The sequence below is a fragment of the Gilliamella sp. B2889 genome (genome assembly GCF_026536885.1).
In the GTDB taxonomy this organism is placed as follows: domain Bacteria; phylum Pseudomonadota; class Gammaproteobacteria; order Enterobacterales; family Orbaceae; genus Gilliamella; species Gilliamella apicola_E.
In genome coordinates, this window is record NZ_JAFNNF010000003.1 from 252884 (window position 1) to 270168 (window position 17285).

At 36.0% G+C, this 17285-nt stretch carries 14 protein-coding genes; 5 read left to right on the forward strand and 9 right to left on the reverse strand.

Going from position 1 to position 17285, the window contains the following annotated elements; genetic code table 11:
• Both lptB and J3U09_RS06135 read left to right on the forward strand, forming a co-directional pair.
• Nucleotides 1–726 carry an LPS export ABC transporter ATP-binding protein gene (lptB, locus tag J3U09_RS06130; RefSeq protein WP_065562280.1) on the forward strand — a complete coding sequence of 242 codons (726 nt, stop codon included), beginning with the start codon at nt 1–3 and terminating at the stop codon, nt 724–726.
• A 6-nt stretch (nt 727–732) separates the two neighbouring features.
• Nucleotides 733–2148, forward strand: a complete 1416-nt coding sequence (locus tag J3U09_RS06135; RefSeq protein WP_416380049.1) for an RNA polymerase factor sigma-54 — start codon at nt 733–735, stop codon at nt 2146–2148.
• Between the two features lie 215 nt (nt 2149–2363).
• Here the strand turns inward: J3U09_RS06135 and leuD are convergent, their stop codons facing one another.
• The 4 genes from leuD to leuA all read right to left on the reverse strand — a co-directional run bounded on the left by leuD (nt 2364) and on the right by leuA (nt 7140).
• On the reverse strand, nt 2364–2966 hold the full coding sequence (gene leuD, locus J3U09_RS06140) for a 3-isopropylmalate dehydratase small subunit (RefSeq protein ID WP_065562279.1): 603 nt from the start codon (nt 2964–2966) through the stop codon (nt 2364–2366).
• Between the two features lie 11 nt (nt 2967–2977).
• Nucleotides 2978–4387 (reverse strand): 3-isopropylmalate dehydratase large subunit, encoded by a 1410-nt coding sequence (gene leuC, locus J3U09_RS06145; protein ID WP_267357534.1) that lies wholly within the window; start codon nt 4385–4387, stop codon nt 2978–2980.
• Between the two features lie 64 nt (nt 4388–4451).
• Nucleotides 4452–5531 carry a 3-isopropylmalate dehydrogenase gene (gene leuB, locus J3U09_RS06150; protein WP_065734234.1) on the reverse strand — a complete coding sequence of 360 codons (1080 nt, stop codon included), beginning with the start codon at nt 5529–5531 and terminating at the stop codon, nt 4452–4454.
• Between the two features lie 61 nt (nt 5532–5592).
• On the reverse strand, nt 5593–7140 hold the full coding sequence (gene leuA / locus J3U09_RS06155; RefSeq protein WP_065734235.1) for a 2-isopropylmalate synthase: 1548 nt from the start codon (nt 7138–7140) through the stop codon (nt 5593–5595).
• A gap of 580 nt (nt 7141–7720) precedes the next feature.
• Here leuA and nfsB point away from each other — a divergent pair.
• Complete coding sequence (gene nfsB / locus J3U09_RS06160; RefSeq protein WP_065562275.1) at nt 7721–8365, forward strand: oxygen-insensitive NAD(P)H nitroreductase; 645 nt, start codon at nt 7721–7723, stop codon at nt 8363–8365.
• 53 nt (nt 8366–8418) lie between these two features.
• On the opposite strand, the gene J3U09_RS06165 is transcribed toward nfsB, so the two are convergent.
• Entirely contained in the window at nt 8419–9270 is an 852-nt protein-coding gene (locus J3U09_RS06165; protein ID WP_065562274.1) for a YcxB family protein, read from the reverse strand.
• A gap of 232 nt (nt 9271–9502) precedes the next feature.
• Between J3U09_RS06165 and ettA the strand changes: the two genes are divergently transcribed.
• Nucleotides 9503–11170, forward strand: a complete 1668-nt coding sequence (gene ettA, locus J3U09_RS06170; protein ID WP_267357537.1) for an energy-dependent translational throttle protein EttA — start codon at nt 9503–9505, stop codon at nt 11168–11170.
• A gap of 61 nt (nt 11171–11231) precedes the next feature.
• Here the strand turns inward: ettA and J3U09_RS06175 are convergent, their stop codons facing one another.
• The 3 genes from J3U09_RS06175 to J3U09_RS06185 are packed head-to-tail and all read right to left on the reverse strand — an operon-like array spanning nt 11232 to nt 14790.
• A complete protein-coding gene (locus J3U09_RS06175; protein WP_267357539.1) occupies nt 11232–12857 on the reverse strand; it encodes a DUF2813 domain-containing protein in 1626 nt (541 codons plus the stop codon).
• Nucleotides 12858–12872: 15 nt separating this feature from the next.
• On the reverse strand, nt 12873–13676 hold the full coding sequence (rfaP, locus tag J3U09_RS06180) for a lipopolysaccharide core heptose(I) kinase RfaP (RefSeq protein WP_267338224.1): 804 nt from the start codon (nt 13674–13676) through the stop codon (nt 12873–12875).
• Nucleotides 13669–14790 carry a glycosyltransferase family 4 protein gene (locus J3U09_RS06185; protein ID WP_065734243.1) on the reverse strand — a complete coding sequence of 374 codons (1122 nt, stop codon included), beginning with the start codon at nt 14788–14790 and terminating at the stop codon, nt 13669–13671. Before J3U09_RS06185 ends, rfaP begins: the two co-directional genes overlap by 8 nt.
• Before the next feature lie 388 nt (nt 14791–15178).
• Here J3U09_RS06185 and J3U09_RS06190 point away from each other — a divergent pair, with 388 nt between their 5' ends.
• The gene (locus J3U09_RS06190; RefSeq protein WP_065562269.1) at nt 15179–16117 is read left to right on the forward strand and encodes a DMT family transporter; all 939 of its coding nucleotides are present in this window, start codon (nt 15179–15181) and stop codon (nt 16115–16117) included.
• Nucleotides 16118–16308: 191 nt separating this feature from the next.
• Here J3U09_RS06190 and J3U09_RS06195 read toward each other — a convergent pair whose 3' ends face one another.
• Entirely contained in the window at nt 16309–17235 is a 927-nt protein-coding gene (locus J3U09_RS06195) for a TIGR01212 family radical SAM protein (protein ID WP_267357541.1), read from the reverse strand.
• Nucleotides 17236–17285 lie beyond the last annotated feature (50 nt).

Here is a 17285-nt window from a genome sequence, read left to right on the forward strand (position 1 = left end):
ATGTCAATTTTAAAAGCTGAAAACCTCGCAAAAGTTTATAAAAAACGACGTGTTGTTGAAGATGTAAGTCTCACCGTCAATTCTGGTGAAATTGTTGGTTTACTTGGTCCTAACGGTGCGGGTAAAACTACTACTTTTTATATGGTAGTTGGCATTGTGACTTTAAATGCAGGAAGAATCTATCTTGATGATCATGATATCAGTATTTTACCATTACATGAGCGTGCTCAAAAAGGTATTGGTTATCTACCTCAAGAAGCCTCAATATTTAGAAAATTATCTGTTATAGACAATATTATGGCTATTTTAGAAACACGCCAAGATATTGACAAAAATGAAAAATTAAATCGAGCAGAAGAGTTACTTGAAGAATTTCATATCACACATATTCGAGACAATATAGGCCAATCTTTATCAGGCGGTGAAAGACGAAGAGTTGAAATTGCTCGAGCTTTGGCTGCTAATCCAAAATTTATTTTACTTGATGAACCATTCGCTGGGGTTGATCCGATTTCTGTTATTGATATCAAAAATATCATTAAACATCTACGAGATCGTGGGTTAGGAGTATTAATTACAGATCATAATGTCCGCGAAACGCTTGATGTTTGTGAACGTGCCTATATAGTAAATAAGGGACATTTAATTGCTGAAGGTACGCCAGATAGCATATTAAATAATGAATATGTAAAACGTGTTTACTTAGGACATGAATTCAGATTATAGATTATGATGAAACAAGGGTTACAACTGAAGGTATCGCAACAGTTGTCAATGACGCCACAATTGCAACTGGCGATTCGAATGTTGCAATTGTCTACATTAGAATTACGACAAGAAATTCAAACCGCACTTGAAAACAATCCACTATTAGAGGTTGCAGATCAATACGATGAGATCAATGTTGAAGAGCATGAGCCTAGCGAAAATATTGATACTCGTGAAGCATTCGATAGTCAAGAAATCCCAGAGGATATTCCTTTAGATGCAACTTTAGATGATATCTATACTGCAGGCACACCATCAGGAACCTATTCTGATTATCGTAATGATGAGTTACCCATCTATCAAGGTGAAACACACGAAACCTTGCATGATTATTTAAATTGGCAATTAGATTTAACACCTTTTAGTGAGGTAGATCGTGCAATTGCGCTATCCATTATTGAAGCAATAGACGAAAGAGGTTACCTGACTGTTTCAACTGAAGAAATTTTAGAGGAACAAGGTAATAATGAAATTGAGCTTGACGAGGTTGAAGCTGTATTAAAGCGAATTTGGCATTTTGATCCCATCGGGGTTGGAGCAAGAACATTACAAGAATGTTTATCTATTCAAATCCAACATGTAACACCACCGGCGTTAGTAAAAGAGATCATCAATGACTATTTAGATTTATTAGCAAGTCATGATTACCGGACACTGAAAAAACGATTAAATGCTTCTGATGAGCAACTAAAAGAAGCTATTAACTTTATTCAACATTTACAGCCTTATCCGGGGGATTCTGTTAATACCACGCCACCTGATTATGTTATTCCGGACGTTGTAGTGAAAAAAATTGATGGTAAATGGATAGCAGAATTAAATAATGATACTGTTCCAACGCTACGTATTAATCAACACTATGCTGCGATGGAAAAAGTCAGCAATGAACATGACAGCCAATATATTCGCTCACATTTACAAGACGCTAATTGGTTTATAAAAAGTGTCGAGAATCGTAACGAGACGTTATTAAAAGTTAGTCAATTTATTGTTGAGCATCAACAAGACTTTTTTGAAAATGGCGCTGAATATATGAAGCCAATGATTTTATCTGATGTTGCTGAAGCTATAGATATGCATGAATCGACTATTTCACGAGTGACAACGCAAAAATATTTACAATGCCCAACCGGTATTTTTGAGTTAAAATTCTTTTTCTCAAGTCATGTTAACACTCAATCCGGTGGGGAAGCCTCTTCCACAGCAATTCGGGCATTAATTAAAAAATATATTTCAGATGAAGATTCTAAAAAACCTCTGAGTGATAGTAAATTAGTCTCACTCCTTGAAAATCAAGGTATCATAATTGCTCGGCGTACAGTGGCCAAATATCGTGAAGCGTTATCAATACCTCCATCAAGCCATCGAAAACAACTTTAACTTAATTCTTAATATTTAGTCATCACACCTTAAGTGATAACTTAACTGATAAGCAATAAACCATTTATCTAATTGAATTTATTAATATAAAACTCAGTGATTACAAGTATAGCTTTGGTTAGTTATTTATATGAAGTGTAGTTGAAAGTTTATTTAAGAAGTAGTGAGATATCATCGCTTAAACAACAATAAGCGATGATATTTTCATAAAGATTTTAAGCTAAAAATGTTGGAATCTTATGTTCAAAGGCACTGATTGCATCTTCATGTTGAAGTGTTAAACCGATATTATCTAGTCCATTTAACAAACAATGGCGTTTAAAAGCATCAATTTTAAAAGGATATTGTTTATCTCCAGCAATGACAACTTCATTAACCAAATCAATAGTAAACTCAATGCCTTCGTTGGCTTCTACAATCTTGAAAAGCTCATCAACATCTTCTTCAGGTAGATTCACTAACAATAGTTGATTATTGAACGAGTTATTATAAAAAATATCGGCAAAACTCGATCCTATAATAGTTTTAAAACCATAATCTGTTAATGCCCATGGAGCGTGTTCACGAGAAGATCCACAGCCAAAGTTTTCACGAGCTAATAAAATACTCGCACCCTTATAACGAGGTTTATTTAACACAAATTCAGGGTTTGGTTGTTTACCGGCATCATCTAAAAATCGCCATTCATGAAATGCATGTTGTCCAAATCCTGTACGAGTAACTTTCTGTAAGAATTGTTTAGGAATAATGGCATCAGTATCCACATTTGCAGCATCTAAAGGAACGACTAATCCAGTATGTTTTGTAAATTTCGCCATGACAAGTCTCCTTAAAATGGTTTGCGAATATCAGTAAAATGACCAGTAATGGCAGCAGCAGCAGCCATTGCAGGGCTAACTAAATGTGTTCTGGCATCACGTCCTTGTCGTCCTTCGAAATTACGATTACTGGTTGATGCACAGCGATCGCCAGGAGCTAACTTATCATCATTCATCGCTAAACACATTGAACATCCTGGTAAACGCCATTCAAAACCTGCATCGATGAAAATTTTGTCTAATCCTTCAGCTTCCGCTTGTTCACGTACAGGCCCAGAACCTGGAACAACCAAAGCTTGAACGCCATCAGCTACTTTGCGTCCTTTGGCGACTTCTGCCGCAGCACGAATATCTTCGATACGAGAATTCGTGCAAGAGCCGATAAACACTTTATTGATCTTAATATCAGACATCTTAGTACCAGCAGTTAAACCCATATAAACTAACGCACGTTCAGCAGACTGTTTTTCAATCGGATCAGAAAAATCTTGTGGATTTGGAACTTGCTTATCAATAGCAGTGACTTGACCAGGGTTAGTTCCCCAAGTTACTTGTGGAGCAATATCTTTAGCTTCCAAAGTTACAATCGTATCGAAATGTGCACCTTCATCTGTTTTTAAGGTTTTCCAATAAGCGACTGCTTGCTCAAAATCTGCCCCTTTAGGCGAAAATTGTCGACCTTTTAAATATTCAAATGTGATTTCATCCGGTGCAACTAGTCCAGCTTTGGCACCCATTTCAATCGCCATGTTACATAATGTCATTCGACCTTCCATTGACAAAGATGTAATTGCTTCCCCGCAAAATTCAACTACATGGCCAGTACCACCAGCGCTCGTTGTTTTGCCAATGATGGCTAAAATAATATCTTTAGCAGTTATGCCACTGGCTACTTTGCCTTTTACTTCAATTTTCATGGTTTTAGCCCGACCTTGTTTTAAGGTTTGGGTAGCTAAAACATGTTCAACTTCTGATGTCCCAATACCAAAAGCTAATGCACCAAAAGCACCATGCGTTGCAGTATGTGAGTCACCACACACAATGGTCATACCAGGCAATGTCATGCCTTGTTCAGGTCCAACAACATGAACGATACCTCGTAATGGACTTTGTAAACCATATAAAGATACGCCAAATTCTTCAGCATTCTTAGCTAATTCAGTTAATTGGATTCTAGCCATCTCGCTACAAGCACTTAAATCATTGCTTTTCGTTGAAGTATTGTGATCCATCGTAGCAAATGTTTTATGAGGTTGGCGGACTTTACGATTCATCGCTCGTAAGCCATCAAAGGCTTGAGGAGAGGTTACTTCATGAACCAAATGGCGATCGATATACAAAATAGGGGTCTCATTCGGTGCTTCATAGACAACATGTGCATCATATAATTTTTGATACAATGTTTTTGGTTTTGTAGACATTGCTTATATTCCTTTAATATTCTTTAAAAGGGTTAATATGATAGCTTAACCCTTAGTCTAAAAATTAAATTAAACGACAAATGGTATCACCCATTTCATCGGTTGAAACATAACTACCACCACGAGCAAGATCGATAGTGCGGGTCCCTTGTTCTAAAGCTTTATTAACTGCATTTTCAATAGCTTTGGCGATATCATCACGTTTTAAACTATAACGCACTAATAATGCTAAAGATAAAATTTGTGCCGCTGGATTAGCAATATTTTTACCAGCAATATCTGGTGCACTACCGCCAGCTGGTTCATATAATCCAAATCCATCTTCATTCAAGCTAGCAGACGGTAGCATTCCCATTGAACCGGTAATCATAGCGCACTCATCAGATAGAATATCACCAAATAAATTAGAACATAATAATACATCAAATTGAGAAGGATCTTTAACAAGTTGCATGGTTGCATTATCAATATACATATGTTCAAGTGCGACATCTGGATATTGTTTAGCGACTTCGTTTACAACTTCACGCCACAATATTGATGTTTGTAATACATTAGCTTTATCAACAGAAGTGACTTTTTTACGACGAATTTTTGCAGCTTCAAATGCCATTTTAGCTATACGCTCAATTTCAAAACGGTGATAAACTTCAGTATCAAAAGCTCGTTCTTGAGGGCCAGAACCTTCACGACCTTTAGGTAAACCAAAATAGATACCACCAGTTAGCTCACGCATACATAAAATATCAAAACCACGCTTAGCAATATCTTCACGTAAAGGACATAATTCTTCTAAACCTTGATATAAACTAGCAGGGCGCATATTCGCAAATAATTTAAAATGTTTTCGTAATGGTAATAAAGCTCCGCGTTCAGGTTGTTGATCTGGAGGTAAGTTTGTCCATTTTGGACCACCAACTGAGCCAAACAAAATAGCATCGGCTTTTTCACAACCTTCTAGTGTTTCTTTAGGTAATGGACAACCATGAATATCAATTGCTGCACCACCGACATCATATTCACTAGTCGTAATTGCAAGGTTATATTTTTGACGAATGACTTCAAGCACTTTATAAGCCTGTTTCATCACTTCTGGACCAATACCGTCGCCAGGTAATACTGCAATATGGTAATTTTGAGACATATCTATTCCTTATAATTAATTTAAGCATTTCGTCAATAAATAACGAAATCGCATCTATTTTTTAATCGTGGTGCAATTTTTGTTTTTGCTCAGCAACTTGATTAGCTCTATAAACATTATTTAAAACATTAATTAATGCTAATGCGGATGAATGAACAATATCAGTCGCAAGCCCAACACCGTGGAATTTGCGCCCTTTATATTCGGCAACGATATCAACTTGACCTAAGGCATTTTCACCTTGACCTTTAGAAGCTAATTGATATTTTACAATGGTAATTGGTTCACCGGTAATACGATTTATTGCTTGATAAACTGCATCAACTGGACCATTACCCGTTGCCGCATCTGAATATTTTTGATCGCCAATAATCAAACTTACTGACGCAGTTGAAACGACAGTAGAGCCTGATTGAACATTAAAATAATCTAAAACATAATGCTCTTGATCATCTTTAAGTTGATTAATAAATATCAAAGCTTCTAAATCATAATCAAAAACTTGGCCTTTTTTATCAGCAAGCTCTAAAAAAGCTTCATAAACTTGATCTAAATTATAATCGTTATCGTGGTAACCCAATTCTTCTAGGCGATGTTTAACAGCTGCTCGACCAGAGCGTGAAGTTAAATTTAATTGGATTTGATTTAAACCGATCGACTCTGGTGTCATGATTTCATAAGTTTCACGGTTTTTTAATACACCATCTTGATGTATTCCTGAAGAGTGGGCAAAAGCATTGCTACCAATAACCGCCTTGTTAGACGGTATTGGTGTATTAGTAATTTGGCTTACAATTTGGCTGGTACGGTAGATTTCTTGATGATTGATATTAGTGTGAACGTTTAAGATATTTTGACGAACTTTGATCGCCATAATCACTTCTTCTAAAGCAGTATTACCGGCTCGTTCACCTAAACCATTCATCGCGCCTTCAATCTGCCGAGCACCTTCCTGAATCGCGCTAATCGAGTTAGCCACCGACATGCCCAAGTCATCATGACAATGAACAGAGATAATCGCTTTATCAATGTTCGGGACACGTTCAAATAAGGTACGAATAATGCCACCAAATTGATAAGGGACAGTATAACCGACAGTATCCGGAATATTGATCGTTGTTGCCCCTGCTTGAATTGCTGCTTCAACAATCCGACATAAGTTATCAATTGGGGTACGGCCTGCATCTTCACAAGAAAACTCCACATCATCTGTATAATTACGTGCACGTTTAACACAGTGCACCGCTCGTTCAACGACATCTTCAAATGTCATTTTTAATTTATCTTTAACATGTAAGGTTGATGTCGCCATAAAGGTATGAATACGAAATTGATCGGCTACTTTTAGCGCTTCAGCGGCAACATCAATATCTTTGTCAATACAACGAGACAACGCACATACACGACTATTCTTAATGGTTTTAGCGATAGTTTGTACTGATTCAAAATCACCAGGCGATGAGATAGGAAAACCAACTTCCATCACATCAACCCGCATTCTTTCTAATGCTAAAGCTATTTGTAATTTTTCTTTAACACTTAAACTTGCTTGTAACGCTTGCTCACCATCACGTAATGTTGTGTCAAAAATAATAATCTGATCGCTCATTGTTATTTCCTTTATATTTTGGTGCTATCTCGGTATTTCAAGTTAAGAAAACAAAAAACCCGCACTTTAGCGCGGGTTCTTGTTAATTTGTCGAGTTAAGTATTAAATCACTTTTACTCCACACACAAGCTATCCGCGCAAACTGATGCGAGGAGGAGGCTGAGTAGGAGGCTAGTAAATTTAATCATTAACTTCTCAATTGTTATATTACTTATTAAATATTATTGCATTTTTTATCAAAAATCTTCACGCATGTCAAGAAAGATGTTTAAATTTTACCCTTTTACTTGATAAAACATTAGTTAAAATTTGTCTAACTATTAAGCTTTTATTTTGATTTATTGATGATGCATAATAAAGAACGTCAAGAATTGAATTGAAAAATAGTTTAATAGTATGCAAAATGGTAGGAGTTTAAGGGCATAAGCGATAAGGTGCCTGATAAGTACTTTTCAATAGATTCAAAATAATCATTTCAAAAATAAGAATGTTCATTATTTATGTATCATTTTTTGCTCTAAAAAATAGTTTTACACAAGTAACGCTATTTCAGAATTAATTATCAATTATTGGAGCCATTATGAATATTGTCGAAATTTCACAAAAACGTTATACCACCAAACATTATGACAAAACGAAAAAGATTCCCCAAGATAAGATTGAGCAGTTATTAACTGTTTTAAGAAACAGTCCGTCATCGGTCAACTCTCAACCGTGGCATTTTTATGTTATTGATAATGAAGCGGCTAAAAATAAAATTTTGCCGGCAATAGCTGATTTTAATCAACCACGTGTCACCGGCTCATCACATACTATTGTTTTTTGCATTAAAACCCCATTGGATGAAGCCCATTTAGTTAATCTACTTAATCAAGAAGAGAAAGACGGTCGTTTACCTTCGGCGGAATTAAAGGCGTCTCAAGATCAGGGCCGACGTTATTTTGTAAATTTAAATAGCAAAACACCTGAATCACAACAGTGCTGGGAAGGTAAACAAGCCTATATTGCATTAGGGCAATTGCTTTTTGCCGCTGCGGCAATTGGTGTTGATTCTACTGCAATAGAGGGTTACGATTCTGCTAAAATGGATGAAATTTTAGATCTTAAAAGCAAAGGATTGAAAAGCATTGTGGTTGCAACGTTAGGTTATCGTGCTCAAGATGATGGTAATGCGCATCGTCCAAAATCACGTCTGCCGAAAGATCAAATCTTCACCTTCTTATAATCTGATTAACATCCCACCTCGTATTAGGTGGGATGAGTAAAAAGGGTATAATATTACTTCTCTGAATAATTGCTATAGTGTTTCAGTTTCTCTTCCAGCGCTTGTTGTTGTTCTAAACTAAACTCGTTATAAAAAAAGTAATACCCCGAACTCTCTTGTATGAAAAACACATAACCTTTTGATGTTTTCTCTATTTTATAAAATTCAGCATAGTTGATATTAGAAACTCCCACTTTTTTTATGTAACTGAAGGTTAGATGATCATCATAAAAAATACAGGTCATACTGCCAAAGCGTTCATTCAATGTTAAAACCTGCTTTTTTGATTGTTTTTTAAAATTAGCCAAAAATAAGGTAAGTAATAAAATAGGCAGTATGAAAATTAGTACTGATAAAGTAGGATTTTTTGGAAATAGCAACAAACTCAAAAATAAAAGGATAGTAGATAAAATAAACATCCTTTTTCTTGAATTTCGAAATTGATGACAAATAAACGCATATACACGTTGACAGTCAAATTGATAATTAATCATTGCTATTTTGGATTCTTGGTTTTTGCTCAAATAAGGCGCCAGATAATCTTTTAGGCGCTCTAACTCATCCGGTTGAAACAGATCATAACGAACAAATTCAAAAATAATCTTATTACTAAAAAAAAATAACCCAGTTTTAGCTTCATGTATTTGATACAGATCTGAGTAATAGAAAGTACTGACTTCGTTCTTATCGTTATTTAGCCGTACTATTTTTTCATTATCGAAGGTGAAGGTAAAATTACGCATATTATCAGCAATTGAATCATCTAATTTTTGTGTAAAATTATCATCCAAACAACCTTGCAGCGCGTAATAAGTATCGACTAAATATTGTCGATCAATATGGCAATGAACGGTGATGTTACTCATACTTGCTCCTAAAATGGTCTTTATCACTCATACTGTCAATTTAATAGGTTATTGATTATATATGAAACCGATTAAATTGCATGTAAAAAACAAAACCGACAGTGAATAAATCTAATCAATTCGACAAATAACCCTAGACCCCATTGACAGAAACGTTACAATATACGGCATGACTTTTATAGCAAGTAAAATTAACTTAGCTATGATTAATTTAACAAACGGATGATGTTTTATGGCGCAATATGTTTATACCATGAATCGTGTTGGGAAGATTGTTCCTCCTAAACGTTATATTTTAAAAGATATCTCATTAAGTTTTTTCCCCGGTGCCAAAATTGGTGTTCTTGGCTTAAATGGGGCAGGTAAATCGACATTACTACGAATTATGGCTGGAGTGGATACCGAAATTGAAGGTGAAGCTCGTCCACAGCCGGACATTAAAATAGGTTATTTACCGCAAGAACCTAAACTTGATCCTAAGCAAACTGTACGTGAAGCTATTGAGCAAGCCGTTGGTGATGCCAAAAAAGCTTTGGCTCGTTTAGATGAAGTGTATGCGGCTTATGCTGATCCAGATGCTGATTTTGACAAATTAGCCAAAGAACAAGCGGAACTTGAAGCAATCATACAATCGCAAGATGCGCATAATTTAGATAACCAACTAGAGCGAGCAGCTGACGCCTTGCGTCTACCGGATTGGGATGCAAAAATCGAAAATTTATCCGGTGGTGAGCGTCGCCGTGTTGCTATTTGTCAGTTATTGCTGGAAAAACCAGACATGTTATTAATTGACGAACCGACTAACCATTTAGATGCTGAATCTGTCGCATGGTTAGAACGCTTTTTACATGACTATGAAGGCACGGTGGTCGCTGTAACCCATGACCGTTACTTCTTAGACAATGTTGCTGGTTGGATTTTAGAGCTAGACCGTGGTGAAGGTATTCCATGGGAAGGTAATTACTCTTCTTGGCTTGAACAGAAAGATCAGCGATTAGCGCAAGAAGCGGCAACCGAATCCGCTCGCCGTAAGTCGATTGAAAAAGAGCTTGAATGGGTGCGTCAAAATCCGAAAGGGCGACAAGCAAAAAGCAAAGCTCGTTTAGCCCGTTTTGAAGAGCTTAATAGCAACGATTACCAAAAACGTAATGAAACTAACGAACTCTTTATTCCGCCTGGGCAACGTTTAGGGGATAAAGTCATCGAAGTCGCTAATTTAACTAAATCATATGGCGATCGAGTATTAATCGATAATCTTTCTTTTAGTATTCCTAAAGGGGCAATTGTTGGGATCATTGGTCCAAATGGTGCGGGTAAATCAACACTATTTAGAATGCTATCAGGCAAAGAGCAACCCGATAGCGGTACGATTACGTTAGGAGATACCGTGCAATTGGCATCGGTCGATCAGTTCCGTGACAGTATGGATGATAAAAAGACCGTTTGGGACGAAATATCCAACGGACAAGATATTATGCGTATTGGTAATTTTGAAATCCCAAGCCGTGCCTATGTTGGTCGCTTTAATTTTAAAGGCGTTGATCAGCAAAAACGGGTTGGTGAGTTGTCTGGTGGAGAACGAGGACGTGTCCACTTAGCCAAATTATTACAAGTTGGTGGAAACGTACTATTACTCGATGAGCCAACCAATGACCTAGATGTTGAAACACTGCGAGCGCTTGAAAATGCGTTATTAGAGTTTCCGGGCTGTGCATTAGTCATTTCGCATGACCGTTGGTTCTTAGACCGCATTGCAACTCATATTCTCGATTACCAAGACGAAGGGCATGTTGAGTTCTTTGAAGGTAACTTTACCGAATATGAAGAGTGGAAAAAACGCACTTTAGGTGCGGAGGCACTTGAACCTAAACGAGCCAAATATAAACGAATTACAAAATAACTTCATAAATTATTCCGCCGAAAGTTATCGGCGGATTTATCAATGTCTAATCAATAAAAATTTAAAGCAAGGATTTAGATGTCTTAACCAACTTAGCAAAAGTATCGGTTAACAATCTTGGAATTGCTATAATGCCTCGAGCTTTAGCATCATCACACACTGCAATAGCCAAATCCGGTTTTGAGCTTTTGTGGATCGCCTTTTGAATAATTTTGGGTACCGACATATCAATATGAGTAACAGTATTATAAGCAGCTAATTTATAAACATGACTAAAACCATGCTTGAATAAAAAGTTTTCAATATCACGCGCGGGTAATACAGTAATATAATCGTTTAGATTTTCACCTGGAGCACATTGTGATTGCACGGTTTCGGCATATTTTTTACCTGCCATATCACCATCAGTAATCACGTACCAACGAATGCCCATTTTATTTGCATAATGGATTAATGGTTTTAAACCACATTGCGCAAATTCTAACAATTGAATTCCTTCCGAACTTAAGTGATAACCACTTTGTTCTGCGAGCTCTCTTAATAACCACACTTCAGTTTCACCCTCAACCAGTAACCAACAACGGGCAAATAGGGCTGTAGGGCGTCGATAAAGGACATGGAACAAAATGCGTCGACTATCGGCAACACTCAATGAATGAGGTGAAATGTACTTAGTGACAATTTGATCTGGAAGTCGGATTAATCGATAAATACTCTCCAAAGGAAATAACGACACCAAATCACTTGAATTAGAGGTAATAATTTTTTGAGCGGGTAAATTTTTCAATAATCGAAAGCCAACCGATAAAATAATTGGATGTAGCTGACTTTCTGGCTCTTCCAAAATTAAAATAGGGACTGAACTGTGTGATAGTGGATTATCACCCTTAGCATTAACAATAGAACCAAATATACCTAAAAGGGCAGTACGTAGATAATCATTATCCAAATCATCCAAAATATTATTGATGCGCTCGAGAGAATTCCAATCTTCTATTTTTGGACTATTTTTTTGCGCCATTTTTTTATAATTAGAACGTTGTTGATAATCAACAAAATAGTATTCTAATAATGAACGAGCAGCTTGTAATCCTCGATTAAGTTCAGCTTGGCTCAATTGCTCTGAGTGGGCTTTTAACTGTTCGGAAAGCTGGTCAATAAAGTGTTGTGATAAAGGTTGATTAGTAACAGGTAAATCTTTAGCATTAATCGAATTTTTAAGCGGCATCACTGGATTCAAATTAATTAAAATAGCAATTAATAACTTAGAATCATCTAATTTTAACAACTGTCCGTGCTCATTTAACAAATGATGCTCAGTGATAATACTATCACCACTTTTTTGAGCACTCATTTGGTAAGTAATTCGATATAAATTATCTAACTGCGAGCTATAGCTAACGGCTTGCAAAGGTTGATAAGCTTGTTCATTTAATTGATTTGGATAGGATTCACAATAGACAACATTTATTGAGATATGATTACCATCATTATCATTATCATAATAGAAATCTGAATCGACAAACTGATAAAACTTATTATCTAGAGTTAGCAACTTTAACGCACTAAGTAAACTTGATTTCCCCCATTGATTTTCACCAATTAAAACGCTGGATTTAGCGTTAAGTTTTAACGAAAGTTGCTTAATTCCTCTAAACCCTTTGATATCAATTTGTTCAATAAACATGACATATCCTTATGGTTAAAGTTGGTACTTTTCAGTTCGTTTCGCAATGCGCTCAGCTTTACGCTTAGCACTATCAATTAACTTATGCTCATCACGTACAATGGCTTTAATGGGTTTATTAAAATAGGTTCTTAAAAAACGCCAAATATCTCGCTGAGTTAGTCCAATATTAATTGATGAAAAGTAAAGCCCAATTAAATCTTTATCACGCCAACGCGTCGGGACTTTATCACGTGTTTGTGCTCGATGAAGATCAATTACAGAAAGTTTTATTTCTTCACTATTTTCATATAACGGTAAATCCAACAAAAAATGACACAAATAACAATCACGGTGATTGACACCCGCGCCGTGCATTTTAGCGGTCATATTAGCTAAATAAATAGTTAACGAACGTTTTAAATGATAGCTAGGTGGATTGTTTAACCATGGTCGAGTAAAATCCTCTAAACTAATGGTTGGATTAAGATCTTTAGTAATAATAAACGAATGCCGAGTAAGCGGATTTAATCCCTTGCGCCCAAAAGCTCGCCCATCCATCGTATTAACACCAACTTGCTCTAAACGATGAATTGCATCCCACTCTTGTTTAGCATCTAGAACTGGCAAACGTAAAGAAATAAGGTTTTTTACAATCTCTTTAACCGTGCTGCCACGATGAATTTTAATAAAATAAGATTCACCATCCAACTCAAAATTAAGGGTTTTTCTTTGTTTAACCGCACGATAAACTTTACCTGAAATTAATTCAACTTCAGTGAATGGATCTTTACCTAACCATAACTCTTTAAAGGGTGATTTTAGTTTGATTTCATTCATAACGACATCCTAAAATAATGTCTGCTGCGCGTTGTGCTAGATGATATAAATCTTCACTATCACCATAAGCAATCGCATGATTATGCCAATTACCCCATTGCTCCTTATCACTAATAGACCGTTCTAACGCTTGATTCAATGTGCTTTGATCATAAGGTTCTGGCAGCACAATGCCGGCATTAGCTTGGCTGATATGATAAGCATACCCAGAAATACCCGACACAATCACCGGTACCCCAGCCGCTAAAGCTTCAATCAATACCATGCCTGCGGCTTCTTGCCTTGCCGGATGCAACAAGAGATCGGCTGAAAATAGAAAATCAGGAATATCATTACGACCGGAGAAAAAACGCACTTGTTTACTAATGCCTAAGTCATCGGCTAACTTCTGATAAGGTTCAGGATTATCCTGTCCTACGACCAGATAGCTAACTTTCTGCCTAAGCGCATCGGGTAAAGCTGCAATAGCTCTCAAAGAACGGTCAACCCCCTTACGTTTAAAATCTGACCCAATTTGCACAATTACAAAATCATCTAAGCTAATTTGATTAGCTTGTCGAAATTGTTCACGTTTTTTGGGGCTATCAGCACAATATTTTCGATCTAAAGCAATCCCTGGCGGTAATAAAAAAAATCGCTCATCTTGGGTATGATAGTGATTCTTAAAATCTTGAATTTGTTGCTTAGTTAGCACCATGATTTTAGTTTGTGAACTTCGCGAAAATACTGAATTTTCAAATGCTAAATAGTGCTTGCAACGTTTCGATAATCTATAAAAAAAGCCTTTATGAGCGGCTTTTTCAGCAAAACAAGTATCTCCAGCAAAATAGACATCCAAATCAGGCATTTTATTAAAACCCACCACACAGTTTACTGGATTAGCTTGTAAGTGAGCCTTCACCCAATGATAATAGGCTTGATTTCGGCTATGGTTAGAGAATCCTTTTTGGGGCACGATAATAATATCAATCCCAGCTGGTTTATCACCTTGCCAGTCCAATACATAAACACGGATCTGATGTCCACGAGCTTGGCAAGCGGTAGCAATTTGCAAGAAATCACGTTGTAACCCGCCAAAAGGGAAATATTTATAAATACAAAAAGCTAGTTGCATCTAGATTGCCTCAAGTCAGAAAGGAATATTATATACTCACTCTTGATTGATGCGCAAAGCTTGATTTTGCCTACAAGGATGGTTAAGACTATTTATAAATTCCAGTATTTAAGAGTGAAATAGTAAAAACTAAATAGAATCTAAAAGCGATTTTAACGGTTAGAATCGCAAATAATTATCTTTTCATTTCTTATTAACAATATTAAAAAAACTAAAAAATAAATGATTGTTTTAGACATGTTCAAAGCACTTTATATCAAAGTAAATTCATAGCTAAAACTATTTTTCTGAAGAGAATCTAACAATATTTTTTATAAGCTTACAAAAACCTATATTTTATATTATATTAGCAAACTTAGTTTTTATTAATGGATAAGAGAAGATTAGTATGAATAAGGACATTTTTTTTAATAACAAATATGTTATTTTATTTCTCTTTCTCGTTGTGTGCTTCACATGGGGAACGACATGGATTGGAATAAAAATTGCCGTTGAAACTGTTAACCCACTGTTAGCAGCTGGTCTGCGCTTTGTTATCGCATTTCCTTTTTTAGTATTAATTACAATTATTGCTAAATCACCAATATTGTTTCCTCGAAAATCATTCCATTTTTTTCTACTATTAACGTTATTTTATTTTACCATTCCTTATTATTTAATTAGTTTTGGTGAACAATATGTATCGTCAGGTTTAACCTCATTGTTATTTAGCACCATGCCGATTTTTTCAATTATTTTCGCTAAGATAATCTTAAAAGATAAAATATATATAAATCAGGTAATAGGTATTACAGTGGGATTTTTATGTTTGATGTACATTTTAATCTCTGAAGGTTTTATTCTTTCCTATAGTGATTTTTGGGGCGTAATATCAATACTGTTAGCGGCATTGATGCATGGTTTTTTATATGTTTACTCCAAAAAAGCTGGCGAAGGTATAAATGTATTTACCTTCAATACTCTACCGATAGGCGTTGCGGGTATCGCACTTTGTTTGTTGAGTTTTACTTTTGAAGAAAATAATTTTCAAACTATCTCGTTAAATAGCTGGTTAGCATTAATTTATCTCGGTATTTTTGCATCCGTATTTGGCTTTATTGCTTATTTCTTTTTATTAAAACGAATGAGCCCGGTAGTATTGTCATTTATTTTTATTATTTTCCCGGTCGTTGCTATTTTTATTTCATCGATTTATGAGCATAAAATCATTTCAACTAACTTCATCATTTGTACAATCATTATGTTGTGTGGGTTTGCTATAACAAAATTACCTGTCAATGTTTTTAAAAAGTGGATAAAGAGCGACAAAAATAGAGACAATCAATAAATCGTTACTTCAACAAAAGGTTAACTTGATTTTTTGATTCAGACATCGATTGACTTTGAATGGTTTTAACACTTATCAAAGTCAATCCTTATCTACTATGATTGAATCCTGTTTTATCAAAACTTTTTAGGTAACTAATCTATAGCAAGTTGCAACTAAATGATTGATAGCAAAGTTAAGCTATAGCAATATTATAACTCAAAGCGATAAGTGTCATTAATTGCACTACCTTGCGCACCAAATTGGCGTAAATTATTATCAACCGCATTCATCGATTGCCAATGGTTTTCGCACCAATCAGGGGCAAGTAGGGTGGGTTTGCGGGCATTGGCGGAGATGCGGTGGTATAAAATATTGGCAGGGGTTTGCCGAATAATATCACCAGCAATATCGACATACTGCTCTAAGGACAATACATCAAGCCGACCCGCACGCCATGCTTTAGCCATAATACTACCTTCTACAATATGTAGTGGATGTAGTTTTAAACCATCAACACCGCTATTTAAAACACTATCTAGCGTAATTAAATTATCTTGCTTAGTTTCTTTAGGTAGACCAATAATTAAGTGAGTACAAACTTTTATACCAAGTCTACGCGCCTTTTGAACGGTTTGATGATAAACATCGAACGTATGTCCACGATTAATACTGTGTAAGGTTTTATCATGAGCGGTTTGTAAGCCAAGCTCCAGCCAAACTTCAAAACCTTTGGCATGATAACTGGCAAGTAAATCCAGCGCTTCATCCGGCACACAATCAGGGCGAGTACCAACACAAAGTCCAACAATATCGGCATTATTAAGTGCTTCTTCATACATATTTTTGAGTATTTCGACTTCGGCATAAGTACTGGTATAAGCCTGAAAATAAGCAAGATAGCGCTTAGATTTTTTCATCTGATGCGCCTGTTGGGCAAGTTGCTGTGAAATGGTTTTGACTTGAATCGACTCATCGATAATCGATGCGACATTACAAAAGGTGCAACCACCTACACCGATAGTGCCGTCCCGATTAGGACAGCTAAAACCGCCATGTAAGGTGAGTTTATAGATTTTTTCGCCATAACGGCGTTGCAGGTCAGCACCAAACGTATTGACCACTAAATGAAGTTGCATAATCAGCCAAAAATAAAATTTTGCCTATTTTACGAAGCGAAAGAGTTAAA